General features: G+C 70.9%; 22 protein-coding genes and 1 pseudogene. 16 read left to right on the top strand and 7 right to left on the bottom strand.

Annotation, left to right across the window (positions count from 1 at the left end; translation table 11 throughout):
- Positions 1 to 70: 70 nt before the first annotated feature.
- Together IG08_RS0116745 and gmd are read right to left on the bottom strand one after the other, a co-directional pair.
- Entirely contained in the window at positions 71 to 2,842 is a 2,772-nt protein-coding gene (locus IG08_RS0116745) for a CBM96 family carbohydrate-binding protein (protein WP_078655623.1), read from the bottom strand.
- The gene (gmd, locus tag IG08_RS0116740) at positions 2,839 to 3,852 is read right to left on the bottom strand and encodes a GDP-mannose 4,6-dehydratase (RefSeq protein WP_030602219.1); all 1,014 of its coding nucleotides are present in this window, start codon (positions 3,850 to 3,852) and stop codon (positions 2,839 to 2,841) included. Before gmd ends, IG08_RS0116745 begins: the two co-directional genes overlap by 4 nt.
- Positions 3,853 to 3,958: 106 nt before the next feature.
- On the opposite strand from gmd, the gene IG08_RS0116735 reads away from it, so the two are divergent.
- Complete coding sequence (locus IG08_RS0116735; RefSeq protein ID WP_030602216.1) at positions 3,959 to 4,957, top strand: GDP-L-fucose synthase family protein; 999 nt, start codon at positions 3,959 to 3,961, stop codon at positions 4,955 to 4,957.
- Positions 4,958 to 5,054: 97 nt separating this feature from the next.
- Here the strand turns inward: IG08_RS0116735 and IG08_RS0116730 are convergent, their stop codons facing one another.
- A complete protein-coding gene (locus IG08_RS0116730; protein WP_078655622.1) occupies positions 5,055 to 6,590 on the bottom strand; it encodes a sugar transferase in 1,536 nt (511 codons plus the stop codon).
- A 341-nt stretch (positions 6,591 to 6,931) separates the two neighbouring features.
- Here IG08_RS0116730 and IG08_RS0116725 point away from each other — a divergent pair, with 341 nt between their 5' ends.
- The 8 genes and pseudogenes from IG08_RS0116725 (at position 6,932) to IG08_RS0116695 (ending at position 17,027) form a co-directional block, all read left to right on the top strand.
- On the top strand, positions 6,932 to 8,863 hold the full coding sequence (locus tag IG08_RS0116725; RefSeq protein WP_030602211.1) for an acyl-CoA dehydrogenase family protein: 1,932 nt from the start codon (positions 6,932 to 6,934) through the stop codon (positions 8,861 to 8,863).
- Positions 8,864 to 8,950: 87 nt separating this feature from the next.
- On the top strand, positions 8,951 to 10,207 hold the full coding sequence (gene dxr / locus IG08_RS0116720) for a 1-deoxy-D-xylulose-5-phosphate reductoisomerase (RefSeq protein ID WP_030602207.1): 1,257 nt from the start codon (positions 8,951 to 8,953) through the stop codon (positions 10,205 to 10,207).
- Between the two features lie 8 nt (positions 10,208 to 10,215).
- Complete coding sequence (locus IG08_RS0116715) at positions 10,216 to 11,508, top strand: M50 family metallopeptidase (protein ID WP_106980956.1); 1,293 nt, start codon at positions 10,216 to 10,218, stop codon at positions 11,506 to 11,508.
- A gap of 169 nt (positions 11,509 to 11,677) precedes the next feature.
- Positions 11,678 to 12,835 carry a flavodoxin-dependent (E)-4-hydroxy-3-methylbut-2-enyl-diphosphate synthase gene (ispG, locus tag IG08_RS0116710; RefSeq protein WP_030602201.1) on the top strand — a complete coding sequence of 386 codons (1,158 nt, stop codon included), beginning with the start codon at positions 11,678 to 11,680 and terminating at the stop codon, positions 12,833 to 12,835.
- Positions 12,836 to 13,124: 289 nt separating this feature from the next.
- Positions 13,125 to 13,369 (top strand): annotated as a pseudogene (locus IG08_RS61330) (GNAT family N-acetyltransferase); the annotation flags it as partial.
- Between the two features lie 472 nt (positions 13,370 to 13,841).
- Positions 13,842 to 14,690, top strand: coding sequence for a GNAT family N-acetyltransferase (locus IG08_RS0116705; RefSeq protein ID WP_030602198.1), 849 nt, complete (start codon positions 13,842 to 13,844; stop codon positions 14,688 to 14,690).
- Between the two features lie 29 nt (positions 14,691 to 14,719).
- Positions 14,720 to 15,250, top strand: coding sequence for a GNAT family N-acetyltransferase (locus IG08_RS62810; RefSeq protein WP_030602195.1), 531 nt, complete (start codon positions 14,720 to 14,722; stop codon positions 15,248 to 15,250).
- A 73-nt stretch (positions 15,251 to 15,323) separates the two neighbouring features.
- Positions 15,324 to 17,027, top strand: a complete 1,704-nt coding sequence (locus IG08_RS0116695) for a proline--tRNA ligase (RefSeq protein ID WP_030602193.1) — start codon at positions 15,324 to 15,326, stop codon at positions 17,025 to 17,027.
- A gap of 45 nt (positions 17,028 to 17,072) precedes the next feature.
- Here the strand turns inward: IG08_RS0116695 and IG08_RS0116690 are convergent, their stop codons facing one another.
- A complete protein-coding gene (locus IG08_RS0116690; RefSeq protein WP_234342896.1) occupies positions 17,073 to 17,501 on the bottom strand; it encodes a hypothetical protein in 429 nt (142 codons plus the stop codon).
- 24 nt (positions 17,502 to 17,525) lie between these two features.
- Here IG08_RS0116690 and IG08_RS0116685 point away from each other — a divergent pair, with 24 nt between their 5' ends.
- From IG08_RS0116685 to IG08_RS0116670, 4 genes are read left to right on the top strand one after another with little or no spacing between them, the layout of a single operon-like run.
- Positions 17,526 to 18,551 carry an FAD:protein FMN transferase gene (locus IG08_RS0116685; RefSeq protein WP_078655621.1) on the top strand — a complete coding sequence of 342 codons (1,026 nt, stop codon included), beginning with the start codon at positions 17,526 to 17,528 and terminating at the stop codon, positions 18,549 to 18,551.
- A complete protein-coding gene (locus IG08_RS0116680; RefSeq protein WP_030602184.1) occupies positions 18,548 to 19,129 on the top strand; it encodes a ferric reductase-like transmembrane domain-containing protein in 582 nt (193 codons plus the stop codon). The genes IG08_RS0116685 and IG08_RS0116680 overlap by 4 nt, the downstream gene beginning before the upstream one ends.
- Before the next feature lie 2 nt (positions 19,130 to 19,131).
- Complete coding sequence (locus tag IG08_RS0116675) at positions 19,132 to 20,340, top strand: NADH-ubiquinone oxidoreductase-F iron-sulfur binding region domain-containing protein (RefSeq protein ID WP_078655620.1); 1,209 nt, start codon at positions 19,132 to 19,134, stop codon at positions 20,338 to 20,340.
- 1 nt (position 20,341) lies between these two features.
- Positions 20,342 to 20,551, top strand: coding sequence for a ferredoxin (locus tag IG08_RS0116670; RefSeq protein ID WP_030602179.1), 210 nt, complete (start codon positions 20,342 to 20,344; stop codon positions 20,549 to 20,551).
- Between the two features lie 77 nt (positions 20,552 to 20,628).
- Here the strand turns inward: IG08_RS0116670 and IG08_RS0116665 are convergent, their stop codons facing one another.
- From IG08_RS0116665 to IG08_RS0116655, 3 genes are read right to left on the bottom strand one after another with little or no spacing between them, the layout of a single operon-like run.
- Positions 20,629 to 21,519 carry an aminoglycoside phosphotransferase family protein gene (locus IG08_RS0116665; RefSeq protein ID WP_030602175.1) on the bottom strand — a complete coding sequence of 297 codons (891 nt, stop codon included), beginning with the start codon at positions 21,517 to 21,519 and terminating at the stop codon, positions 20,629 to 20,631.
- Positions 21,520 to 21,546: 27 nt separating this feature from the next.
- The gene (locus tag IG08_RS0116660; protein WP_030602173.1) at positions 21,547 to 22,017 is read right to left on the bottom strand and encodes a ferritin-like domain-containing protein; all 471 of its coding nucleotides are present in this window, start codon (positions 22,015 to 22,017) and stop codon (positions 21,547 to 21,549) included.
- Positions 22,014 to 22,538 (bottom strand): hypothetical protein, encoded by a 525-nt coding sequence (locus tag IG08_RS0116655; RefSeq protein WP_030602170.1) that lies wholly within the window; start codon positions 22,536 to 22,538, stop codon positions 22,014 to 22,016. The genes IG08_RS0116660 and IG08_RS0116655 overlap by 4 nt, the downstream gene beginning before the upstream one ends.
- A gap of 320 nt (positions 22,539 to 22,858) precedes the next feature.
- Between IG08_RS0116655 and rimP the strand changes: the two genes are divergently transcribed.
- The 3 genes from rimP (at position 22,859) to IG08_RS57150 (ending at position 24,771) form a co-directional block, all read left to right on the top strand.
- The gene (gene rimP, locus IG08_RS0116650; protein WP_030602168.1) at positions 22,859 to 23,383 is read left to right on the top strand and encodes a ribosome maturation factor RimP; all 525 of its coding nucleotides are present in this window, start codon (positions 22,859 to 22,861) and stop codon (positions 23,381 to 23,383) included.
- A 2-nt stretch (positions 23,384 to 23,385) separates the two neighbouring features.
- A complete protein-coding gene (gene nusA / locus IG08_RS0116645) occupies positions 23,386 to 24,384 on the top strand; it encodes a transcription termination factor NusA (protein ID WP_030602165.1) in 999 nt (332 codons plus the stop codon).
- Positions 24,385 to 24,474: 90 nt separating this feature from the next.
- A complete protein-coding gene (locus tag IG08_RS57150) occupies positions 24,475 to 24,771 on the top strand; it encodes a YlxR family protein (RefSeq protein ID WP_078655619.1) in 297 nt (98 codons plus the stop codon).
- The last annotated feature ends 107 nt before the right edge of the window (positions 24,772 to 24,878 follow it).

The following is a 24,878-nucleotide window of genomic DNA, read 5'->3' as shown; positions in this document are numbered from 1 at the left end:
GGTGGTGCGAGAGAGGCCGGGCGGCCCGGGGGAGGGGTGATCCGGACCGCCCGGCTGTCTGTGACCGGCGTCAGGACGGGCTGAAGGTGAGCACCAGCTCGGGCCGGTAGTCCTCGGTGCCGACCTCGCTGGACCACAGCCACAGCGCGTCGGTACCGGTACTGGTCAGCGCCACGGACGACGTCGACCCCAGCAGGCTGCTCAACCCGCTTGTACTCAGGGCCACTTCGTAGTCCGTGGACACCGCGTTCGGCGCGGCCAGCGTGCCCAGCACGGTTGAGGACAGAGCGGGACGGTTCGCGTACGTGACACCCGTCTCGGTCCAGTCCCCGGTCACGGGCACCACGTCGTACGAGTCCGCCGAACCCGCCGACGCCAGCGACGTCGTCCGCAGCCGCAGCGTCGCGCCCGTCAGCTCCGTACCGCTGGGTGCGGCGGGCAGCTCGAAGCGCAGATAGCTGAGGTACGCGGCGCTGCCGCGCACCGCGAGCGAGGTCGAGGTGCCGTAGTTCGTCGTGGTCGCCGAGCCGTTGACGTACGAGTCCTCGGCGGCGGCGACCGTCACCGACGACTCCTCGCCGCCGCCGGACCCCGTACCGAGGGTGTGGTGCTCGGCGACCTGTGCGGCGCTCAGTGCGCTCGGATATACGGCCGTCTCGTCCACCGTGCCCGAGAAGAACGCGCTCGTCGGGTTGGACGGCCACCCGGTGAGGGTGTCCGCGCCGACCCGCCAGAACCCGGTGGTGTTCAGCGCGGTGGTCACCGTGTTGGAGCCGACCAGTGCCCCGTCCACGTACAGCGCCATGCCGTCCGCGCCCTGCGTCGCGGCCACATGGTGCCAGGCACCGTCGTTGTACGCCGCCTCGGTGAGCAGCGTCGCCTGGGTCCCGGCCCGCACACTGCCCGTGCCGAAGCCGAGCAGACCCGCGTCCGTCATGTAGACGAGCCGGTCGGAGTTGCGGCTGAAGTACCCCTGCCCGGAACCGAAGTTGTCGCCGAACCCGACGAGCCGCCCGCCCGTCGTGGTCGTCGTCCGGAACCAGGTCTCCACGGTGTACGTGTCCGGCCTGGCGTGCCGGTTCTCGCTGTACACGTACTCCGAGGTGCCGTTGAGCCCGAGCGCCGTACTCGACCCGGGCACCGCGGCCGGGGTCTGCCGGTACGACGGCGTGCTCACATAGGCGCCGCCGTCGTCGGCCCCGCTGCTGTCGGAGGCGAAGGTGCCGGAGGACTCGTCGTAGCGCCAGTAGAGGGAGGCGCCATCGTCTCGCACGGCAGACGCGTACGCGTCCGACGAGCTTGCCGCCGTAGCAGTGCGCGCGGTCGACAGCGCGCTGGTGTTCGTCCCGTCGCTCGCCGTGATCCGGTACGAGTACGTCGTCCCGGCGGTCACCGAGGTGTCCGTCCACGACAGCTGCGGCCGCTCCCACGGCAGCGAGTACGCGGTCGTGGTGTGGATCGGCGTGCTCGACCCGTTGCGGTAGATGCTGTAGGTGATGTCGCCGTCATCGAGGTCCTGGCTCGCCTGCCAGCGCACGCTCACGCTGCCCGGGGTGTCACTGGAGGCCCAGGCGGCCGGGGTGCTGGGCGCACCCGTGTCGGGGCCGGTGCCGAACCGGCTCAGGCTCTGCTGGGCCGACCCGTTGACGGTCGTGAACTCGCCCGCGAGCCACAGGAATTCGGAGCCACCGCTGTTCGCCAGGGTCAGCGCCCGCGGGCCGAGCTGCTCACCGGTGCCCTCGTTGGTGTCCGGCGCCCAGGCCAGCAGCGCCGGGTCGTCCACGCTCTGCGCCAGCAGGTGCTTGCGCTCGACGTTCGGGAACTCGCCCATGGAGGAGCAGTCGTGCGAGTGGTGCCCGCTGTAGAGCACCTCCTGGTACACGGCGAGGGCCTGGTTGGCGCCCTGGCAGGTGTCCCGCCACCGTTGTTCCCAGTCACTGGTGTTGATCGCGATGCGCCCGTCGAAGGACGCGCCGCCCATGCCCTCGCCGGCCGCGTACATACCGGTGCCGTCGGTCACCAGGTCCTTGATGACGGCGCTGGCGGGGATGAACCCGGTCGGATACGCGTGCTCCAGTGCGCCCGTGGAGCTGTCCACGACGGCCAGGGAGTGCGAGTCCGTGCCCGCGACGGTGGTGAAGTCACCGGCGAGCATGACGTGTTCGCCGTCCTCGGTGACCTCGACCGCGCGCCCCGACAGGTCCGCGTCCGCGGTCCACGAGGTGAGCGCCCCGGCCGGGGTGAGCGCGGCGAACCGTGCCCGTGCGGTTCCCCGTACGGTGGTGAAGTCGCCGCCCGCGTAGACCGTGCCGTCGGGCGCCACGTCCAGGGCGCGCACGGTCGAGTTGAAGGCCGGGTTGAACGCGGAGCGGGCCGCGCAGGTGTCGATGTCGATGGCCGCGAGCCCGTTGACCGCGACCCCGCTCACCGCGGTGAAGTAGCCGCCCGCGTACAGGGTTTCACCGTCGGGGGAGACCGCCAGGGCCCGTACGGTCGCCGTTCCGGAGGTCCGGGTGAAGGACAGGGAGCAGCTCGTCGGCGCCCCGGTCGCCGCGTTGAAGGCGGCGAAGTTCACGGCCGACTGCGTGCCGGTGCCGCCGGAGGCGACCCCGGGCGGCCGGATCGTGGAGAAGGTGCCGCCCGCGAAGACCGTGCCGCCGCTCTCCGCGAGCGCCCACACGATCCCGTTGGTCTGCCAGGTGTCCAGGTCCTCCGCGGTGAACGCGACCGGTGCGGTGACCGCGGCGGACGGGGGAGCGGTGACGACGGTGCCACCCAACAGCCCTGCGGTGAGGGCCAGTACGGAGATGAGCGTGCGTCTGGCACGTCCGGGGCGTCTCATCTGTCCACCCTGACCGTGGTGCCGGCGAGCTCCTGCTCCAGGCGGGCCACATCGGCGTCCACCATGATCCGGGCCAGCTCGTGGACCCTCACCGAGGGCTTCCAGTCCAGGAGTTCCTCCGCCTTGGAGGCGTCCCCGATCAGCGCGTCGACCTCGCTGGGCCGCTCGTACTTGGGGTCGTAGCGCACGAACTCCCCCCACTCCAGGCCGGCATGGGCGAAGGCGACCTCCAGGAACTGCCGTACGCTCGCGGCCTCGCCCGTGGCCACCACGTAGTCGTCCGGCACGTCCCGCTGGAGCATCCGCCACATCGCCTCGACGTACTCCGGCGCGTATCCCCAGTCGCGCACCGCGTCGAGGTTGCCGAGATAGAGGCGGTCCTGCAGACCGGCCCTGATCCGGGCCACCGCCCGGGTGATCTTGCGGGTCACGAAGGTCTCGCCGCGGCGCGGGGACTCGTGGTTGAAGAGGATGCCGTTGACCGCGAACATGTCGTACGCCTCGCGGTAGTTGACGGTCGTCCAGTAGCCGAAGACCTTGGCGCAGCCGTAGGGGCTGCGCGGGTGGAACGGCGTCCCCTCGTTCTGCGGCGGCGGTGTCGAGCCGTACATCTCCGAGGACGAGGCCTGGTACAGCCGCGTCTCGATACCGCTCGCCCGCACCGCCTCCAGCAGCCTGATCGCGCTCAGGCCGGTCACGTCGCCCGTGTACAGCGGCGCGTCGAAGGAGACCCGGACATGGGACTGCGCGCCCAGGTTGTAGACCTCGTCGGGTCTGATGTCCCGCAGCAGGTTCACCAGCGCCACCCCGTCCGAGAGGTCGGCGTGGTGCAGGATGAAGGACCGCTCCGGCTGGTCCGGGCCCTGGTAGATGTGGTCGATCCGCTCGGTGTTGAAGCTCGACGAGCGGCGTATCAGGCCGTGCACGGTGTAGCCCTTGCCCAGCAACAGCTCCGCCAGATACGAGCCGTCCTGACCGGTCACCCCGGTGATGAGTGCCGACTTGCCCATCCGTACCCCCCTCATATACGGCCGAACTGGCCGCGTTTTTCTATGAATTGACCGTAATTCTGGTGGAACGTCCCCCAGGTGGGCCCGTCGCTGGCACAATCCGCGCATGACAGCTGACGCTTCGCCCAAGCCCAAGCCCAAGCCCACACCCGAGCCCGAGCTCGCGCCGGGGCCCTCCCTGCTTCCGCGCCCGGCCCGGGTCTTCGTCGCGGGCCACCGCGGTCTGGTCGGCTCCGCGGTGGCCCGCCGGCTCACGGCCGACGGACACGAGGTGCTCACCCGCGGCAGGGACCAGCTCGATCTGCGCGACGCCGCGCGGACCGAATCCTTTCTGCGCGACGTCCGCCCGGACGCCGTCGTGCTGGCCGCCGCCAAGGTGGGCGGGATCATGGCCAACAGCACCTATCCGGTGCAGTTCCTGGAGGACAACCTCCGGATACAGCTGAGCGTCATCGCCGGCGCGCACACCGCCGACGTCCCGCGTCTGCTGTTCCTCGGCTCCTCCTGCATCTACCCGAAGCTCGCCGAGCAGCCGATCCGCGAGGACTCCCTGCTCACCGGCCCGCTGGAGCCGACCAACGAGGCGTACGCCATCGCCAAGATCGCCGGCATCACCCAGGTCAACGCGTACCGCCACCAGTACGGCGCCGCGTACATCAGCGCCATGCCGACCAACCTCTACGGCCCCGGCGACAACTTCGACCTGGCCACCTCGCACGTGCTGCCCGCCCTGATCCGCCGCTTCCACGAGGCCCGCGAGACCGGCGCCCCCGAGGTCGCCCTCTGGGGCACCGGAACCCCGCGCCGCGAGTTCCTCCACGTCGACGACGTCGCCGCCGCCTGCGCCCTCCTCCTGGACCGCTACGACGACGAGGGCCCCGTCAACATCGGCTGCGGCGAGGACCTCCCGATCAGCGAACTGGCCGGAATCATCAAGGAGGTGACGGACTATCAGGGCGAAATCGTCTGGGACAGGACCAAGCCCGACGGCACCCCCCGCAAACTCCTGGACGTCTCGAGGCTCACAGCACTCGGCTTCAAGCCGTCGGTCAACCTGAGCGACGGCATAGCGAAGACGTACGAGTGGTGGCTCGCCCAGCACTGAATGAGAAACGGTTCGGCCGCGCCCCTCAGGGGCGCGGGGAACTGCGCGACCAGCCACAACGAACCCGCAGACAAAACACGACCTCATCCGCGGGCCCTCAATACGCCCCGCGCCCGTCAACGACGGCACGCAGCGTCCGAGTCATGATCTCCATGTCGGCAGACACCGACCAGTTGTCCACGTACCAGAGATCCAACGCCACCGTCTCGTCCCACGACAGATCAGACCGCCCACTCACCTGCCACAACCCGGTCATCCCCGGCTTGACGGCAAGCCGCCGATGCTCGGTACGGCTGTACCGAGCGACCTCGTCCGGCAACGGCGGACGCGGACCAATCAGGGACATGTCACCCCGAATGACATTGAAGAGCTGCGGCAACTCGTCCAGGGACAGCCGACGCAACACGGACCCGAGCCGCGTCACACGCGGATCCCGCCGCATCTTGAACATGTGCCCGTCGTGCTGGTTCGCCCCGGCCCGCGCGAGCTCCGCCCGGCGCGCCTCCGCGTCGACGACCATCGTGCGGAACTTCCACATCGTGAACGGCCGTCCGCCCCGCCCGCAGCGCGTCTGCCGGTGGAAGACCGGCCCCGGTGAGGAGAAGCGCACGGCCAGCGCGAGCCCTCCGAACAGCGGTGCCAGCGCGAGGAGTCCGAGCGCGGCGCCCGTCCGGTCGAGCAGCGACTTCAGCCACGGCTGCCCGAACTCCTGGGCGGGCGGCGCCACTTGAAGCACCGTCAGCCCGGCCGCCGAACTGGGCCGCACCCGCGCCTGCGCGACCTCCGTGAGGCCCGGCACCACGCCCAGCTGCAGTCCCGCGCCGTGCAGCGCCCAGGAGACGTGTCGCAGCCGTTCGCCGGCCATTCGCAGCCCAGGCGCCACCAGGGTGACGTCCGCCCCCGAGTCCTCCACGGCCCGCAGGACGACATCGGCGTCCTGGTGCGGGTCCGAGGCCAGCAGCGACAGCCGGTCCAGCACCGGCATCCCGCACCCCAGGACCTGGGCCCCGACAGGTACGACCCCCACCACCACGTACGGATGGTCCGTACGGGAGGCCAGCCGCCCCACCACATGGTCCACGGCGGTCGGCTCACCGACCACCAGCGCCCGCCGCACCGCCCGCGCCTGCCGCCGCTGCCGGTTGAGATGCAGCCGGGTCAGCGGAGTGACCGCGGCCGTTAACAGCAGCCCCGGTGTCAACGCGGCCAGCGCCACCGTCGGCCGGGGCCCGTTCTCCACGTCGGACAGGACCAGCGCCAGCGCCAGGATCCCGGCCAGCAGCACCCAGTCCCGGGTGGCCGCCAGCACGCCCCACGACTCGCCGATGCGCTGGGCCGCGTACCGGCGCCGTATCGCCCGGATCCCGGCCCACACGCCCGCGCCGACCAGCCCGCCGAGGACGGGCAGGTCCTGCCCCTCCGCCTCCAGGGCCGCCGCCAGCGGAAAACCGATTCCGCAGGTGTCGGTCACGACCGCGAGCGGTCGGTACCAGCGCGCCTTTCCGTCTCCTGTCCGGCTCTTCGTCCCCCTCGGCCTCGGCCTCCCCGGTCGTGGTCTGGCCGGACCGTCCTCCTCGACGACCGCCCGGCCCCCCGGTTCCCCGGCCGATTCCGACACGCCGACATCCGCCATGTGCTGCCCCCCAGCCACACGTCGCCACCGCAGGCCTCATCCGTCCCTTCGGTTCCCCACCGAACGGATGTGCCCAAGTGATCGATGAACCTAGAACACAACTGTGTTGGTTGGTTGGAGTTTTCGAGGAATTCACAGAAATCTGGTGAAGATGTTGCCGAAGGGCCTTCACGTCACCGGCACGTGATGTGACAGGAAATCGTACGGAAACCGAGTGCGGCTCACAGGCGAACGGCGCACGAGGGGTGGTGGGGTCGCCCGGCATCGGGTACATACGATCCAGTAGCACCGGTCAGTAACGAAACAGCCCCAAGATCCCGATTCGCGGCGAGGTGAGCCTCATGTCCGCAGCACCCTCGAAACCCACTGTCACCGAACGCGAGGCCCGTCAGGTGGCGGAGGCCGCCCGGGAACAGGAGTGGCGCAAGCCCAGTTTCGCCAAGGAACTCTTCCTCGGCCGCTTCCGCCTCGATCTCATCCACCCCCACCCGCTTCCCGCCGACGAGGACGCCCAGCGCGGCGAGGAGTTCCTCGCCAAGCTCCGCGACTTCTGCGAGACCAAGGTCGACGGCGCGCTCATCGAGCGCGAGGCCCGGATCCCCGACGAGGTCATCAACGGGCTCAAGGAGCTCGGCGCCCTCGGTATGAAGATCGACACCAAGTACGGCGGCCTCGGTCTCACCCAGGTGTACTACAACAAGGCGCTGGCCCTCGCGGGCTCGGCCTGCCCGGCGATCGGTGTGCTCCTGTCGGCGCACCAGTCGATCGGCGTACCGCAGCCGCTGAAGCTGTTCGGCACCGCGGAACAGAAGGAGGCGTTCCTCCCGCGCTGCGCCCGCACCGACATCAGCGCCTTCCTCCTGACGGAACCGGACGTGGGCTCCGACCCGGCGCGCCTGGCCACGAGTGCCGTTCCCGACGGGGACGACTACGTCCTCGACGGGGTCAAGCTGTGGACCACCAACGGCGTGGTCGCCGACCTGCTCGTCGTGATGGCCCGGGTGCCCAGGAGCGAGGGCCACAAGGGCGGCATCACCGCCTTCGTCGTGGAGACCAACTCGCCCGGCGTCACCGTCGAGAACCGCAACGCCTTCATGGGCCTGCGCGGCATCGAGAACGGCGTCACCCGCTTCCACCAGGTCCGGGTCCCCGCCGCGAACCGGATCGGCCCGGAGGGCTCGGGCCTGAAGATCGCACTGACCACGCTGAACACCGGCCGGCTGTCCCTCCCCGCCTCCTGTGTCGCGGCCGGAAAGTGGTGCCTGAAGATCGCCCGCGAGTGGTCGGTGGTCCGTGAGCAGTGGGGCAAGCCCATCGCCCACCACGAGGCGGTCGGTTCGAAGATCAGCTTCATCGCGGCGACGACCTTCGCTCTGGAGGCCGTACTGGACCTTTCGAGCCAGATGGCCGACGAGGACCGCAACGACATCCGCATCGAGGGCGCCCTGGCCAAGCTCTTCGCCTCCGAGATGGGCTGGCTGATCGCCGACGAACTGGTCCAGATCCGCGGCGGCCGGGGCTTCGAGACCGCGGAGTCCCTGGCGGCCCGCGGCGAACGCGCGGTCCCCGCCGAACAGGTCCTGAGGGACCTCCGCATCAACCGCATCTTCGAGGGCTCGACGGAGATCATGCATCTCCTCATCGCCCGCGAGGCGGTGGACGCCCACCTGTCGGTGGCGGGCGACCTGATCGACCCGGAGAAGTCCCTGCCGGACAAGGCGAAGGCGGGCGCGAGCGCGGGCGTCTTCTACGCCAAGTGGCTGCCGAAGCTGGTCGCGGGCCAGGGGCAACTCCCGTACTCGTACGGCGAGTTCAAGCGCGAGGTAGACCTCTCCGCGCACCTCCGCTACGTCGAACGAACGGCCCGCAAGCTCGCCCGCTCCACCTTCTACGCCATGTCCCGCTGGCAGGGCCGGATGGAGACCAAGCAGGGCTTCCTCGGCCGGATCGTCGACATCGGCGCGGAACTGTTCGCGATGAGTGCGGTCTGCGTACGCGCCGAACTCCTGCGCACCACCGAGGACCACGGCCGCGAGGCCTACCAGCTCGCCGACGTCTTCTGCCGCCAGTCCCGCATCCGCGTCGAGGAACTCTTCGGCCGCCTGTGGACCAACACCGACGACCTCGACCGCAAGGTCGTCAAGGGAGTCCTGTCCGGCACCTACGAGTGGCTGGAGGAAGGCATCGTCGACCCGTCGGGCGAGGGCCCCTGGATCGCGGATGCGACCCCCGGTCCGAGCGAACGGGAGAACGTCCACCGCCCGATCCGCTGACCGGCCCATGACAGCGCGTCCCCCTCCTCACCCCCGAGAAGGGGACGCGCTGTCCTCACACACCGTCCTTACGGCAACAATGGAAGGATGAGTGACAGTCCAGCCCCTCTCGCCGACCCGCACCTCGTCTACGACCCGGTCGCGGGCGACGGGCCGAAGGACGTGGTGATCCTCGGCTCCACCGGGTCGATCGGCACCCAGGCCATCGACCTCGTGCTGCGCAACCCCGACCGGTTCAAGGTCAGCGCGCTCTCCGCCAACGGCGGCCGGGTCGCCCTCCTCGCCGAGCAGGCGTACCAGCTCAAGGCACGGACCGTCGCGGTCGCCCGTGAGGACGCGGTACCGGCCCTGCGCGAGGCGCTGAGCAGCCTCTACGGCCCTGGCGAACCGCTCCCCGAGATCCTCGCGGGGCCGAGCGCGGCCACCCAGGTAGCCGCCTCCGACTGCCACACCGTCCTCAACGGCATCACCGGCTCCATCGGCCTCGCCCCGACCCTCGCCGCCCTGGAGGCGGGCCGCACCCTCGCGCTCGCCAACAAGGAGTCGCTCATCGTGGGCGGCCCGCTGGTCAAGTCCCTCGCCAAGCCCGGGCAGATCATTCCGGTCGACTCCGAGCACGCGGCGCTGTTCCAGGCGCTGGCCTCCGGCACGCGGGCGGACGTACGCAAGCTCGTCGTCACCGCCTCCGGCGGTCCGTTCCGGGGCCGTACGAAGGCCGACCTGGCTCAGGTGAGCGTCGAGGAAGCCCTCGCGCACCCCACCTGGGCCATGGGCCCGGTGATCACGATCAACTCCGCGACCCTGGTCAACAAGGGACTGGAGGTGATCGAGGCTCACCTCCTCTACGACATTCCCTTCGACCGCATTGAGGTGGTCGTACACCCGCAGTCGTATGTCCACTCGATGGTTGAGTTCACGGACGGATCCACGATCGCCCAGGCGACGCCCCCCGACATGCGGGGGCCGATCGCCATCGGCCTGGGCTGGCCCGAACGCGTCCCCGACGCGGCCCCCGCCTTCGACTGGAGCGAGGCGTCGACGTGGGAGTTCTTCCCGCTGGACAATGACGCGTTCCCTTCGGTCAACCTTGCGAGGCACGTCGGACAGCTCGCGGGCACGGCCCCGGCAGTGTTCAATGCGGCCAACGAGGAGTGCGTGGAGGCCTTCCGGGCCGGCGCGCTGCCGTTCAACGGGATCATGGAGACCGTGACCAGGGTGGTGGACGAGCACGGCACCCCGCGCACGGGAACCTCACTCACCGTCGCGGACGTCCTCGAAGCGGAGACCTGGGCGCGGACCCGGGCCCGGGAACTGACGGCACAGACGGCGGAGGCCCGTGCATGATGACCCTGATGTTCATCCTCGGCATAGTGCTCTTCGCCGTCGGCCTGCTGGTGTCGATCGCGTGGCACGAGCTGGGCCACCTGTCCTTCGCCAAGATCTTCGGCATCCGCGTGCCGCAGTACATGGTCGGCTTCGGCCCTACGATCTTCTCGCGCAAGAAGGGCGACACCGAGTACGGCATCAAGGCCATCCCGTTCGGCGGCTACATCCGCATGATCGGCATGTTCCCGCCCGGCCCGGACGGCCGCCTGGAGGCCCGCTCCACCTCGCCCTGGCGCGGCATGATCGAGGACGCCCGCTCGGCCGCCTTCGAGGAACTGAAGCCCGGCGACGAGAACCGCCTCTTCTACACGCGCAAGCCGTGGAAGAGGGTCATCGTGATGTTCGCGGGGCCTTTCGCGAACCTCATCCTCGCCGTCGCCCTGTTCCTCACCGTCCTCATGGGCTTCGGCATCTCCCAGCAGACCACCACCGTCAGCTCGGTCTCCAAGTGCGTCATCGCCCAGAGCGAGAACCGCGACGACTGCAAGGCGAGTGACAAGGCCTCCCCGGCCGCGGCCGCCGGCCTCAAGGCGGGCGACAAGATCGTCTCCTTCGACGGCGTCAGCACCGGCGACTGGAACGCCCTCTCCGACCTCATCCGCGCCAACCCCGACAAGACGGTGCCGATCGTCGTCGAGCGGGACGGCAAGGACGTCACCCTGAGCGCGAAGATCGCCAGCAACCAGGTCGCCAAGAAGGACTCCAGCGGCCAGTACGTCCAGGGTGAGTACGTCACCGCCGGCTTCCTGGGCTTCAGCGCCGCCACCGGCATCGTCAAGCAGGACTTCGGCGACTCCGTGGTGTGGATGGGCGACCGCGTCGGCGACGCCGTCGACTCCCTCGCCGCCCTGCCCGGCAAGATCCCGGCCCTGTGGGACGCGGCCTTCGGTGACGGCCCGCGCGAGCCGGACTCCCCGATGGGCGTGGTCGGCGCGGCCCGCGTCGGCGGCGAGATCTTCACCCTGGACATCCCGCCGACCCAACAGCTGGCCATGGCGTTGATGCTGGTGGCGGGCTTCAACCTCTCCCTGTTCCTGTTCAACATGCTCCCGCTGCTGCCGTTGGACGGCGGCCACGTGGCGGGTGCCCTGTGGGAGTCGTTGCGACGGAACGTGGCGAAGGTGCTGAAGCGCCCGGACCCGGGCCCGTTCGACGTGGCGAAGCTGATGCCGGTCGCCTATGTGGTGGCAGGGATCTTCATCTGCTTCACGATCCTCGTCCTGATCGCCGACGTGGTTAACCCGGTGAGAATCTCCTAGTCATACGGCGTTCGCGGCGGCCTGGAATGCTCGGTTCCAGGCCGCCTTCCTTTGAGTGTGTTCACGGCCGTGATGTGCTCGCGCCGCCGCACGTGCCGTAATCTCGAAGCCTGGAGCCCGCCGCTGACGGGACCTGGGCCTTGATCCACGACTTGGGGTTGCACAGCAGATGACTGCGATTTCTCTCGGCATGCCGTCCGTTCCGACCAGGGTTGCCGAGCGCCGGCAGAGCCGGCAGATCCAGGTCGGGTCCGTGGCGGTCGGTGGCGACGCCCCCGTGTCCGTGCAGTCGATGACCACGACCCGTACGTCCGACATCGGCGCGACCCTGCAGCAGATCGCCGAGCTGACGGCCACCGGCTGCCAGATCGTGCGTGTGGCGTGCCCCACGCAGGACGACGCGGACGCCCTCGCGACCATCGCGCGCAAGTCGCAGCTCCCGGTGATCGCGGACATCCACTTCCAGCCCAAGTACGTCTTCTCGGCCATCGAGGCCGGCTGCGCCGCGGTCCGCGTGAACCCGGGCAACATCAAGCAGTTCGACGACAAGGTCAAGGAGATCGCGCGGGCCGCCAAGGACCACGGCACCCCGATCCGGATCGGCGTCAACGCGGGCTCGCTGGACCGCCGCCTGCTGCAGAAGTACGGCAAGGCGACCCCCGAGGCCCTCGTCGAGTCCGCCCTCTGGGAGGCGTCCCTCTTCGAGGAGCACGACTTCCGGGACATCAAGATCTCCGTGAAGCACAACGACCCGGTCGTGATGATCGAGGCCTACAAGCAGCTCGCCGCCCAGTGCGACTACCCGCTGCACCTCGGCGTCACGGAGGCGGGCCCCGCCTTCCAGGGCACGATCAAGTCGGCGGTGGCCTTCGGCGCGCTCCTCTCCCAGGGCATCGGCGACACGATCCGGGTGTCGTTGAGCGCTCCTCCGGTCGAGGAGGTCAAGGTCGGCAACCAGATCCTGGAGTCCCTGAACCTCAAGCAGCGCGGCCTGGAGATCGTCTCCTGCCCGTCCTGCGGCCGCGCCCAGGTCGACGTCTACAAGCTGGCCGAAGAGGTCACGGCGGGCCTGACCGGCATGGAGGTCCCGCTGCGGGTAGCCGTCATGGGCTGCGTGGTGAACGGCCCCGGCGAGGCCCGCGAGGCCGACCTCGGCGTCGCCTCCGGCAACGGCAAGGGCCAGATCTTCGTCAAGGGCGAGGTCATCAAGACCGTCCCCGAGTCGAAGATCGTGGAGACCCTCATCGAGGAGGCCATGAAGCTCGCCGAGCAGATGGAGGCGGAGGGCATCGCCTCCGGCGAGCCGTCGGTGTCGGTCGCGGGCTGACGGCCTAGTCCCCACCAGGGGGCACCGCCCCCTGGACCCCCGTCGGCCCTGAAGGGGCCGCAGGCCCCACGAAAGGGCGCGGGGCTGTGTCGATTTGCGGCTCCGCCGCGTGGGCGCGACCAGCCACGACGAACCCGCAGTCGCCAACTCCTCACACCCCCGAGCTCGTAGGCACCCAGCCCCGACACCGCGGCTGGGGCCGGCGGGCGGTGGAAGCGACGGCACCGGTGTCGAGGCCCACCGGCGCTTGGCCCATCGGCGCCTGGCTCATCGGCGCCTGGCCCACCAGCGCTTGGCCCGCCGGGCCTGGGGCCACGGCCACGCAACGGAAGCCGCTCGCGCCGCCCTGGCTTCGGTTTCGAGAACCTCGCTCTCCCGGAGATCCTCGCGATCACGACCACCGCCAACCTCCGCCCCCAGGGCGTGATGCGCCGCCTCGGCATGCCATACAACCCGGCCGACGACTTCGACGACCCGAGCGTGTCCGAGGGGCCCCTGCGCCGGAACGTGCTGTACCGGCTGAGCGCCGGTAGCCGAACCGGTCAGGGGAGGGGCGGCCCTTCTGCTCGAACACGACTCTCACCGTCCCGAGCCCCCCACCCGCCGGCGCGGCACTCCTCGGCGTCGGTCGGCAATCCAGCCTGTCCGGCGTTTGAGGAGTCTCGCCGTCCCTGATACCCACCCGCCCGCTGGGGCGCTGCGTCCCGGCGTCGGTCGGCACAATTCCAGCCTGTCCGGCGTTTGAGGACGAGGCGGCGACCATCCCGAACCCCCACCCACCCGGTGGGGGCTTGGCCTCCAGGTGCCGGCCGGTGTATTTCAGCCCGTCCGGCGTTTGAGGACGAGGCCCCTTCAGGGCCGAAGCGGGGCTGGGGGCGGCAGCCCCCAGGGACGGGACGCCGAGCCGACGGTCGCTGACCAGCGAGCGGTGCCACAGGGGGCGGCACGGCCCAGCTTCCGCAGGTACAGTGCGGAGATCAGCAGACCTTAGTGTGAGGCCCCGCCCGTGTTGACCCAGACGACCTCCCGGGTCCTCGAACCGAGCGACCTGGACGCCGCGCTCGCCGTTCTCGACCGCGAGCCGGTCGCCAACGCCTTCGTGACGTCACGGGTGCAGGTCGCCGGTCTCGACCCGTGGCGGCTGGGCGGCGAGATGTGGGGCTGGTACGAGGGCGGCATGCTGACGTCCCTCTGCTACGCCGGTGCCAACCTGGTCCCGATCTGCGCCACCCCGCGAGCCGTCCGCGCCTTCGCCGACCGGGCGCGCAGGGCCGGCCGCCGCTGCTCCTCCATCGTCGGCCCCGCCGAACCCACCTCCCTGCTCTGGCAGTTGCTGGAACCCAGCTGGGGTCCGGCCCGCGAGGTCCGCTCCCGCCAGCCCCTCATGGTCACCGACCGCATGCCCACCGACATCGCCGCCGATCCGTACGTCCGCCGCATCCGCAAGGACGAGATGGAATCGATCATGCCGGCCTGCGTGGCGATGTTCACCGAGGAGGTGGGTGTCTCCCCGCTGGCCGGCGACGGCGGCCTCCTCTACCAGGCCCGCGTCGCCGAACTCGTCGGCTCCGGCCGCTCCTTCGCCCGCCTCGACGACCAGGGCAAGGTCGCCTTCAAGGCCGAGATCGGCGCCGCGACCGACCGGGCCTGCCAGATCCAGGGCGTGTGGGTGGCCCCGGAGTACCGGGGGAGGGGCTTGGCGGCCCCCGGCATGGCAGCGGTCCTGCGCTACGCCCTGGCGGACGTGGCCCCGGTCGTGAGCCTCTACGTGAACGACTTCAACACCCCGGCGAGAAGGACGTACAGGCGAGTGGGCTTCCAGGAGGTCGGCGCCTTCATGAGTGTGCTGTTCTGAAGCCACCCACCCCCCTGTACGCTCCCGCCATGGACCTCGTCATCGGCCCCCTGGACCTGTCTGCGCACGTCGACGAGGCCCTAGCCGTCCAGGCCGTCGCTTTCGGACTGGGCTCGGACGAGGTGGCCGTACGGCGCCAGATCGTCCTGCGCCACATGACCCACCCCGGTGCGAGAGCGCTCGGCGCGACCGCCGGAGGCCGCCTCGTCGGCTTCGTCTACGGCATGCCGAACGACCGCGCCCACTGGTGGTCCACCGTCGTGGAGCCCTACCTCCGCGCCCGGGGCCACGACGCCTGGCTCGACGACTCCTTCGTGATCACCGAGCTGCACGTCCACCCCGGCTACCAGAACCGCGGTATCGGCCGCGCTTTGATCACCACCATCACCGACGGCGCCGCCGAACCCCGCTCGATCCTGTCCGCGATCGACACCGACAGCCCGGCCCGCGGCCTGTACCACTCCCTCGGCTACGAGGACCTGGCCCGCCAGGTCCTCTTCCCCAGCGCCCCGAAGCCGTACGCCGTGATGGGCGCCCTCCTCCCGCTCCGCCGCCGATAACGGATTTCCACCGGCGCAGCACGCACGGCTAACCTCCTAGCCATCACCCTTTCCCGGCAGGAGTACGAGAACCATGGCGAACGCACCGGTCCAGCGCATGTCCCAGTTGATGGCGAAGACGCTGCGCGACGACCCGGCGGACGCCGAGGTCCTCAGCCACAAGCTCCTCGTCCGCGCGGGCTACGTCCGCCGCACCGCCGCCGGCATCTGGTCCTGGCTGCCCCTCGGCAAGAAGGTCCTCTCCAACGTGGAGCGGATCGTCCGTGAGGAGATGGACGCGATCGGCGCCCAGGAAGTCAGCCTCCCCGCCCTGCTGCCCCGCGAGCCCTACGAGGCGACCGGCCGCTGGGACGAGTACGGCCCCGAGCTGTTCCGCCTCCAGGACCGCAAGGGCGGCGACTACCTCCTCGGCCCGACCCACGAGGAGATCTTCACGCTGATCGTGAAGGACCAGACGTCCTCCTACAAGGACCTGCCGGTCATCCTCTACCAGATCCAGACGAAGTTCCGTGACGAGGCCCGTCCCCGCGCGGGCATCCTGCGCGGCCGCGAGTTCCTGATGAAGGACTCGTACTCCTTCGACACCGAGGACGAGGGCCTCGCCCAGTCCTACGCCCTGCACCGCCAGGCGTACCAGAAGGTGTTCGAGCGCCTGGGCCTCGACTACCGCATCTGCGCCGCCACCGCCGGCGCGATGGGCGGCTCCAAGTCGGAGGAGTTCCTCGCTCCCGCCGAGGCCGGCGAGGACACCTTCGCCGACTGCCCGAACTGCGACTTCGCGGCCAACACCGAGGCGATCACGTACGAGCTGAAGTCGGTGGACGCCGAGGGCGTGCCCGCTCTCGAGGAGATCCCCACCCCCGACACCCCGACCATCGAGACCCTCGCCGCCCACCTCGGCGTCCAGGGCTCCGACACGCTGAAGAACCTCCTCGTGAAGGTCGACGGCGAGATCGTCGCGGTGGGCGTGCCCGGTGACCGTGAGGTCGACCTGGGCAAGGTCGAGGCGCACTTCGCCCCGGCCGTCGTCGAGATGGTCACCGAGGCGGACTTCGCGGGCCGCCCGGACCTGGTCCGCGGCTACGTCGGCCCGCAGGGCCGGGGCGAGAAGGTGAAGTACATCGCCGACCCGCGCGTGGCCCCCGGCACCTCGTGGATCACCGGCGCCAACAAGGAGCACACGCACGCGAAGAACGTCGTCGCGGGCCGTGACTTCGAGGTCGACGAGTACGTCGACGTCGTGGTCGTCCAGGAGGGCGACCCCTGCCCGAAGTGCGGCACCGGCCTCAAGCTGGACCGCGCCATCGAGATCGGCCACATCTTCCAGTTGGGCCGCAAGTACGCCGACGCCCTCAAGCTCGACGTCCTCGGCCAGAACGGCAAGCCGGTCCGCGTGACCATGGGCTCCTACGGCATCGGCGTCTCCCGCGCGGTCGCCGCCCTCGCCGAGCAGTCCGCCGACGACAAGGGCCTGTGCTGGCCCAAGGAGGTCGCCCCGGCCGACGTGCACGTCGTCGCCGCGGGCAAGGCCCTGCAGACCGAGCTCGCCCTCGACATCTCCGGGAAGCTGGCGGCGGCCGGTGTCCGCGTCCTGGTGGACGACCGGGCGGGCGTGTCCCCGGGCGTGAAGTTCACGGACTCCGAGCTGATGGGCGTACCGCAGATCCTGGTGGCGGGCCGTCGCGCGGGCGAGGGCGTGGTCGAGCTCAAGGACCGCAGGACCGGCGAGCGCGAGGAGCTGACGGTGGACGAGGCGATCGCCCGCCTGACGGCGTGATTTAGAGGCACCTCTCAGGGAGTTCTGTGGAGGCGTACAAACGCCTCACAGACTTCTCTCAGGGCCGTACCCGACCGTAGTGCGTGACACAGCGTCACTACGGCTACGGAGGGGTACGGCCATGGAGAGCAGGGGCAGAGGCAGGGAGCGGGGCGCCGCCGCGTTGGTCCGCAGAGGAACACGGCGCACGGCGGCGGCCGCGGCGGCGATCACGCTCGCTGCGGCGGCGGGGGTGTTCGCGCTCGTCGGCACGATGCAGGCGGACGCGGAGACGACGGCGAGCAGCAGCACGTCGTCGAGTTCCAGCAGCTCCACGAGCTCCACGAGTTCCACCGACAAGAGCAGCAGCACGGACTCCTCGGACAGCTCGGACTCCTCGTCCTCCTCGGGCAGCTCGTCGTCGAGCAGCAGCTCGACCGACAGCTCCTCCACGGACTCCTCCTCCGGCCTCACCTCCTCCTCCGGCGGTTCCACCGACTCCACCTCGGGGGCGTCGTGATGACCACCGCCACCACACCCCCGCGCACGACGGCCGCCGCCGACTGGCGTGCCCTCGGCACGACCGTCCGGCTGGTCGTCACCGACCCGGCCCTGCTGGACTCCTGCAATCTGCTCCTGGCCCGGCACCTGGCCGAGGTCGACGCGGCCTGCAGCCGCTTCCGCACGGACTCCGAACTCGTCGCACTCGACGCGGCGGAGGGCCGCCCGGTCCGCGTCAGCCCGCTCCTCGCGGAAGCGCTCGCCGTGGCGCTGCACGCCGCCGAGGCCACGGACGGCACGGTCGACCCGACGGTCGGCTCGGCGATGGAGGCGATCGGCTACGACCGCGACTTCACCCTCGTCCGGGAGGACGACCGCCCGGTACGGCTGACGGTGAAACGCGCCCCGGGCTGGCGGCGCGTCCGGCTGGACCGCGAGACCGGCACGGTCACCGTCCCGGTCGGCGTCCGCCTCGACCTCGGCGCCACCGCCAAGGCCTGGGCCGCCGACAGGGTCGCGACCATGCTGGCCCGGGCCGCGGGCTGCGGCGTCCTGGTGAGCCTCGGCGGCGACACGGCCGTCGCGGGCGAGCCCCCGGCGGGCGGCTGGCAGATCCGCGTCCAGGACGTCACCGGTTCGGTCGGGGAGACGCCCGCGCAGGGCCCGTACGCCACGGTCGGCCTGTACAGCGGAGGCCTCGCCACATCCGGTACGGCCGCCCGCAACTGGCGCCGCGGCGGCCACGACCTCCACCACATCGTCGACCCCCGCACCGGCCTGCCCGTCCGTTCCCCGTGGCGCACGGTCTCGGTCGCGGCCAGTAGCTGCGCGGAAGCCAACGCGGCGACCACGGCGGCCCTGGTGAAGGGCGCGGGAGCGGAACGCTGGCTGACGAGGCAGGGGCTGCCGGCACGCTTGGTGAGCCAGGAAGGCCTGATCGTCACAACGCCGGGCTGGCCGACCGACCTGAGAGGCGCGGGGCTGTGTCGATCAGCGGCTCCGCCGCGGGGCGCGCCCAGCCCCCACCGGGGGACCGCCGAATGACCTCCGAAACCCTTTGGTACGCCAACCGGGCAACGGGTGCCGTCTGCCTCGTCCTCTTCACCGTTGTGGTCCTGCTCGGCACAGCCGTAAGGCTCCGCGGCAAGATCCCGGGCCTGCCCCGTTTCGGCACCGTCTCCCTCCACCGCACCCTCTCCCTCTCCGCCACCGCCTTCCTGGCCCTCCACATCACCACGGCGATCGTCGACGGCTACGTCAACATCACCGTCCTCGACGCGATCGTCCCCTTCGCCTCCGACTATCAGCCCCTGTGGCTCGGCCTCGGCACGGTCGCCTTCGACCTGATGCTCGCGGTCGTGATCACCAGCCTCCTGCGGGAACGCATCGGTCACCGCGCCTGGCGAGCCGTGCACTGGCTGGCGTACGCCTCCTGGCCGGTCGCCCTGGTCCACGGCATCGGCATCGGCACGGACACCGGCACCGACTGGATGACCTGGCTGACTGTCGCCTGCGTGGCCGCGGTGGTCGCCGCCTTCGGCATCCGGATCGCGCACTCCGCCCGCGCCGCCCGCCACACCCCCGCCGCCCTCCTCCGCACGGCCGAAGGAGCCCGACCGTGACCATGACCTTCCCGGACGTCTACATGTCCCCCCGGCTGCTCGCCCCCGGCGGCGCCCCGGCCGACCTCCCCACCCACGAGCAGCGCTACGGCGCTCTGCCGTACGGCGATCCGGACGCCCTGCTCCGTACGGTCGCCGAATCCGGCCTCACCGGCCGCGGCGGGGCCGCGTTCCCCGTCTACCGCAAGCTGGTCTCGGTCGCCGAGGCGGGCCGCCGTACCGGCCGCAGTCCCGTCGTCGTCGCCAACGGCGCCGAGGGCGAGCCCGCGAGCCGCAAGGACAGGACGCTGCTGCAACTGTCGCCCCACCTCGTCCTGGACGGCATCCAGGTGGCCGCCGCGGTGACCGGCGCGAAGGAGGCGCACCTGGCCGTGGAGGACGGCGCGTCCTACCTGGAGTCGGCCCTCGCCCACCGTCGCGACCCCGTCCCCGTGAAGGTCCTACGGCTGTCGAAGCGGTTCCTGTCCGGCCAGTCCTCGGCCCTCGTGCAGTACGTCGGCGGAGGCGCCGCGCTCCCGACGTACAAGAGCCCTCCCGTGCGCGAACGCGGAGTGAACCGGGCCCCGACCCTCGTCCAGAACGTCGAGACCCTCGCCCACCTCGCGCTGGTCGCCCGCTACGGCGCCGACTGGTTCCGCAGCGCCGGCACCCCGGCCCAGCCCGGCAGCGCGCTGTGCACGGTGCATGTGCCGGGGCGTGAAGTCCGGGTCGTGGAAGCCCCGTTCGGCATGCCGCTCGCGCGGCTGGTGCCGCTGCACGGCATGTCGGCCGTCCTGGTCGGCGGCTACCACGGCACCTGGGTCCCGGTCGCGGAGGCGGCTCAACTCGGCCTGGATGCCGCGAACATGGGCGCCGGTGTACTCGCCGCACTCCCCGCCGACCGCTGTGGCCTCGCCGAAACCGCCCGCGTGCTGCGCTACTTGGCCCTCCAGTCGGCCGGCCAGTGCGGCCCCTGCCTCAACGGTCTGCCCCGTATCGCCGCCGCCTTCCGGACGCTCGCCGCACCCGGCCCCCAGGGCACCACCCGCGACGACGTCGCCCGCTGGGCCGGCCTCGTCGAGGGCCGCGGCGCCTGCCACCACCCCGACGGCACGGTCCGCCTGGTCCGCTCCGCCCTGACGACCTTCGCCACCGAACTCGACATTCACGCAAGCGGGTTGTGCACCGCGACCGACGCCGCACCCCTGCTGCCCATACCGGAGGAGAACTGACGTGGAGCAGCGCATCGACATCGACTGGACCGCCTGCGAGGGCCACGGCCTGTGCGCGGAACTCCTCCCGGAGCGCATCACGCTGGACGAGTGGGGCTACCCGCTGGTCGAGGGCACCCCAGTTCCCACCGGAACGATCAAACGAGCCCGCAGAGCAGCGTCCGACTGCCCGGCCCTCGCTCTCAAACTCAGGGTGAGGCAGCCAACCTAAGGGGCGGGGCTGTATCGATGTGCGGCTCCGCCGCGTGGGCGCGACCAGCCACAACGGACCCGCACCCGACAACGAACTCAAAGCCACCCGGCGAATTCGAGCAACAGCTCCGCATCCCGAGGCCGCCCCACCCGAAGCGCCCGAACCCCCGACTCCACGGCCCGGAACAACGTCCACCCCCGCAACCGCTCCTGATCCACCTCCAGCGACTCCGCAAGCCGCTTCACCCGCCGCCGGGTAGTCGCCGCCCCCGACGCCGTGGCGATCAGATCCTCCACCCGATCCCGCACCAGCCGCGCGAGATCGAACGCACACTCCCCGACCACGGGATCCGGCCCCACGGCCAGCCAGGGAGACCGCTCACCCGCCAGCACCTTGCTCTGCCGAAACGTCCCGTGCAGCAACCGCCGCTCAGGCGGCGCGGCCAACAGCTCCTCACGCGCGTCGAGAGCCGCGCTCACCAGTGCCGCAGCCTCCGCGGCCGCGCCCCGCATCAGCTCGGCCTGCCGCCCGGTCCGCTCTGCCACGGTCTCGAAAACATGCTCTCCGGGCGGCTCCACCCACAGCCGCCGCAACGTCCCCGCCGCCTCCAGCAGCGCCTTCGCCTCGGGCAGCGACCGCACGGACACATCCGGATGCAGCCGCTCCAACAGCAGCACGCCCTCAACGGGCGGCTCCTCGAGCAGCTGTACGGCACCCAGACCGCCCCAGTGCGCGAGCGCGGCCCGCTCGCTCTCCGGGCGGGCCCGGGACGGGGCCAGCTTGAGCACGGCGGGCGTCCCGTCCGGCCGCCGCACCAGCACGACCAGGCTGCTGCGCCCGCCGGGCACCTGCACCCGCTCCACGGTCAACTCGCGTAGCGCGACGGCCTGTTGAGCTGCCTCGGGCAGCTTCTCCAACCAGTCGTCACCGTCCGGTGCCGTCTCACCGAGCGCCCTGACCAGACGCTGCGGCGGTGCGAAAACCATGCGCGAGTTGTTCCCTTCCAGTACGCGTTACGCCGTGGGTGCCGGCGAGGCCGAGGCGGTGGCCGCCCGCTCGGCAAGCCCAGGGAAGGCTACGCTCTCGCCGCTCCAGCGCACCGCCCGCACCGCGGCCTCCCGCAGTGCCGCGGCGGCCAGGCCCCGCCGCTCGCCCTCGGCTGCCCGCACCAGGTCGGAGTACACCCCGGCCACCCGGTCCTCCAGCTCGGCGGCCAGCCGGACGGCCGCGGCCGAGTCCAGCACCGGGAAGGGCAGCGCGTACCCCGCCGCCGCGGCCACCGGCGTCCCACCCAGGTCCCGCGCCTCGCGCACCAGGGCGTCCCGCCGTGCCCGATGGGCGTCGTACGCGGCCTTCGCCTCCGTGCGCCGGTCCTCGCGGATCCGGCCACCGACGACGCCGTAGCCGTACACCGCCGCGTGCTCGGCGGCCAGCGCCGCCTGGAGGGCCTTCAGTTCCTGATCCCTGAGCTCCTGGTCCTTCACTTCGCCCCCTCCGTCAGCAGATACGCGTGCGCCGCACCGGCCGCCGTCACCGAGGCCAGCAGCCGGGCCAGCTCGCCCGGAACGTCGAGCAGCGCCTTCGCACGCCGGTCCGCGAGGGCCCGCTCGGCGGCGGCGAGCTCGGCGAGCGCGTCCTTCTCGGTCGCCGGCACGACGGCCGACGGGGAAGCGGAGGGCGAGGGCGAGGGCCCGGACGCCGTGGCCGAGGGCTTGCCGGCCCCGCCGAACGCCTCCGCGTGCCGTACGACCTCCGCCCGCAGCGGCAGCAGCCGCTCCGCCAGCGTCGGATACGCGGCGAGAACGGCGTCGTACCGCTCGGCCAGCCCCTGGCTGTCGCGGGCCGCACGCGCGCGTGCCCGTTCGGCGGCCGACGGGCTGCCGCCGGCGGAGGTGGGGCCGGACCCGTCGGAGCAGCCCGTCAGCAGGGCGGCCCCGGCGGCCGAGGCGAGGAGAGATCTTCTGCGCGGCCCCGAGGGGGTGCGCGGCGGCGGGGGGTACGGCACGGCGGACGTCCTCGGGGAGCTCGTACGAACACACGGGCGGGAAGACGGCCCCGCTGGTGATCACGGTACCCGCGCATCCCGTCGCCCTCGCGGCAACCCACCCAGGGGCGCGGGGCCGTATCGATATGCGGCTCCGCCGCGTGGGCGCGACCAGCCCCACACAACCCGCACCCGCCCACGAACCACAGCCCCCGAGCTCGAGGGCGCCCGGCCCCACCGCCGGAGGCGCACGTGGACGGCAACACCCCCCGGGAGCGGATACCCTTTGACCAGACACGCGACCTACCCACAACAGCACACGCGGCCGAGGAGTCACCCGGATGAGCACCACCCAGAGCGAGAGGCTGCGAGAACTTCTGGAACCGCTCGTCACCTCCCAGGGACTGGATCTCGAAGAGATCGCCGTGGACTCCGTCGGACGCAAGCGGGTGCTGCGCGTCGTCGTCGACTCGGACACCGGTGCGGACCTGGACCAGGTCGCCGATGTGAGCCGCGCGCTCTCGGCGAAGCTCGACGAGACGGACGCGATGGGTGCGGGTGAGTACACCCTCGAGGTCGGGACCCCGGGCGCCGAGCGCTCCCTCACGGAGCGCCGCCACTACGTACGCGCCACGGACCGGCTGGTGAAGTTCCAGCTGCACGAGGGCGGCGAACTGGTCGCCCGCATCCTCGCCGTGGACGACGATGGCCTCGATCTGGAAGTGCCGGGAGTGAAGGGCCGTAAGGCAACCGCCCGCCGCATCGCCTTCGGCGACATCGACAAGGCGCGCGTCCAGGTCGAGTTCAACCGCAAGGCCAACGACAACAGCGACAACACAGACATGAAGGAAGAGGAGGAGGCGTAGCCGTGGACATCGACATGAGTGCCCTGCGGGGCTTGGTACGGGAGAAGGAGATCTCCTTCCCCCTGCTGGTCGAGGCGATCGAGTCGGCCCTCCTCATCGCCTATCACCGCACCGAGGGAAGCCGCCGCCACGCGCGCGTGGAGCTCAACCGGGAAACCGGCCACGTGACGGTGTGGGCGAAGGAGGACCCCGAGGACCTCGAAGAGGGCCAGGAGGCCCGCGAGTTCGACGACACCCCGTCCGGCTTCGGCCGTATCGCCGCCACCACGGCCAAGCAGGTCATCCTGCAGCGCCTGCGCGACGCCGAGGACGACGCGACGCTCGGCGAGTACGCGGGGCGTGAGGGCGACATCGTCATGGGCATGGTCCAGCAGGGCCGCGACCCGAAGAACGTGCTCGTCGACATCGGCAAGCTGGAGGCCATCCTGCCGGTGCAGGAGCAGGTCCCCGGTGAGACGTATCAGCACGGGATGCGGCTTCGGTCGTACGTCGTACGAGTGGCGAGGGGTGTCCGCGGTCCGTCCGTGACCCTGTCCCGCACGCACCCCAACCTGGTGAAGAAGCTCTTCGCGCTCGAGGTGCCGGAGATCGCCGACGGTTCCGTCGAGATCGCCGCCATCGCCCGCGAGGCCGGTCACCGCACGAAGATCGCCGTCCGCTCCACCCGCAGCGGCCTGAACGCCAAGGGCGCCTGCATCGGCCCCATGGGCGGCCGGGTGCGCAATGTCATGGGTGAGCTGAACGGCGAGAAGATCGACATCGTCGACTGGTCGGACGACCCGGCCGAGATGGTGGCGAACGCCCTCTCGCCGGCCCGGGTCTCCAAGGTGGAGGTCGTGGACCTCGCGGCCCGCTCCGCGCGCGTGACGGTGCCGGACTACCAGCTGTCGCTGGCGATCGGCAAGGAAGGGCAGAACGCCCGCCTCGCGGCCCGGCTGACCGGCTGGCGGATCGACATCCGTCCGGACACCGAACAGCCGTCCGACCAGCCCGGGGAATAGATCTCGGCCGCAGGTGGCTTAGATCACGACAACAGCCGTTCGATTTTTCCCCCAAAGGGGTGAGGTCGGTGCGGGGAGGTAGACTTAAGAGTGTCTGGCCGGACGCGAGCCCGCGCATGCCCTGAGCGCACCTGTGTGGGGTGCCGGGAGCGAGCGGCCAAGAAGGACTTGCTGCGCATCGTGGCGGTCGAGGGCGAATGCGTCCCCGATGATCGCGGTACGCTGCCCGGCCGGGGTGCGTATGTGCACCCCGCCCTGGTCTGTCTCGACCTGGCGGTACGCCGTCGGGCGTTCACACGGGCGCTGCGCGCCCCGGGAGCGCTCGACACAAAGACGTTGCGCCGATACGTCGAGCAGGCAACCGTTGCTGAGCAGGCAACACAGTAAGGAGCGTCGCACGGAACCCCGTGCGGCCCTGGTACCCCGCGAGTTGGAAGTAGGTCGAGATTGCGATGAGCACTCGATGAGCACGCGATGAGTACGCCCATGAAGTA

Origin of the sequence: Streptomyces fulvoviolaceus, assembly GCF_000718165.1 — a bacterium.
Taxonomy (GTDB): Bacteria; Actinomycetota; Actinomycetes; order Streptomycetales; family Streptomycetaceae; genus Streptomyces; species Streptomyces fulvoviolaceus.
Note: the sequence above shows the minus strand (reverse complement) of the source record. Positions and strands in the feature narration are given on the sequence as shown.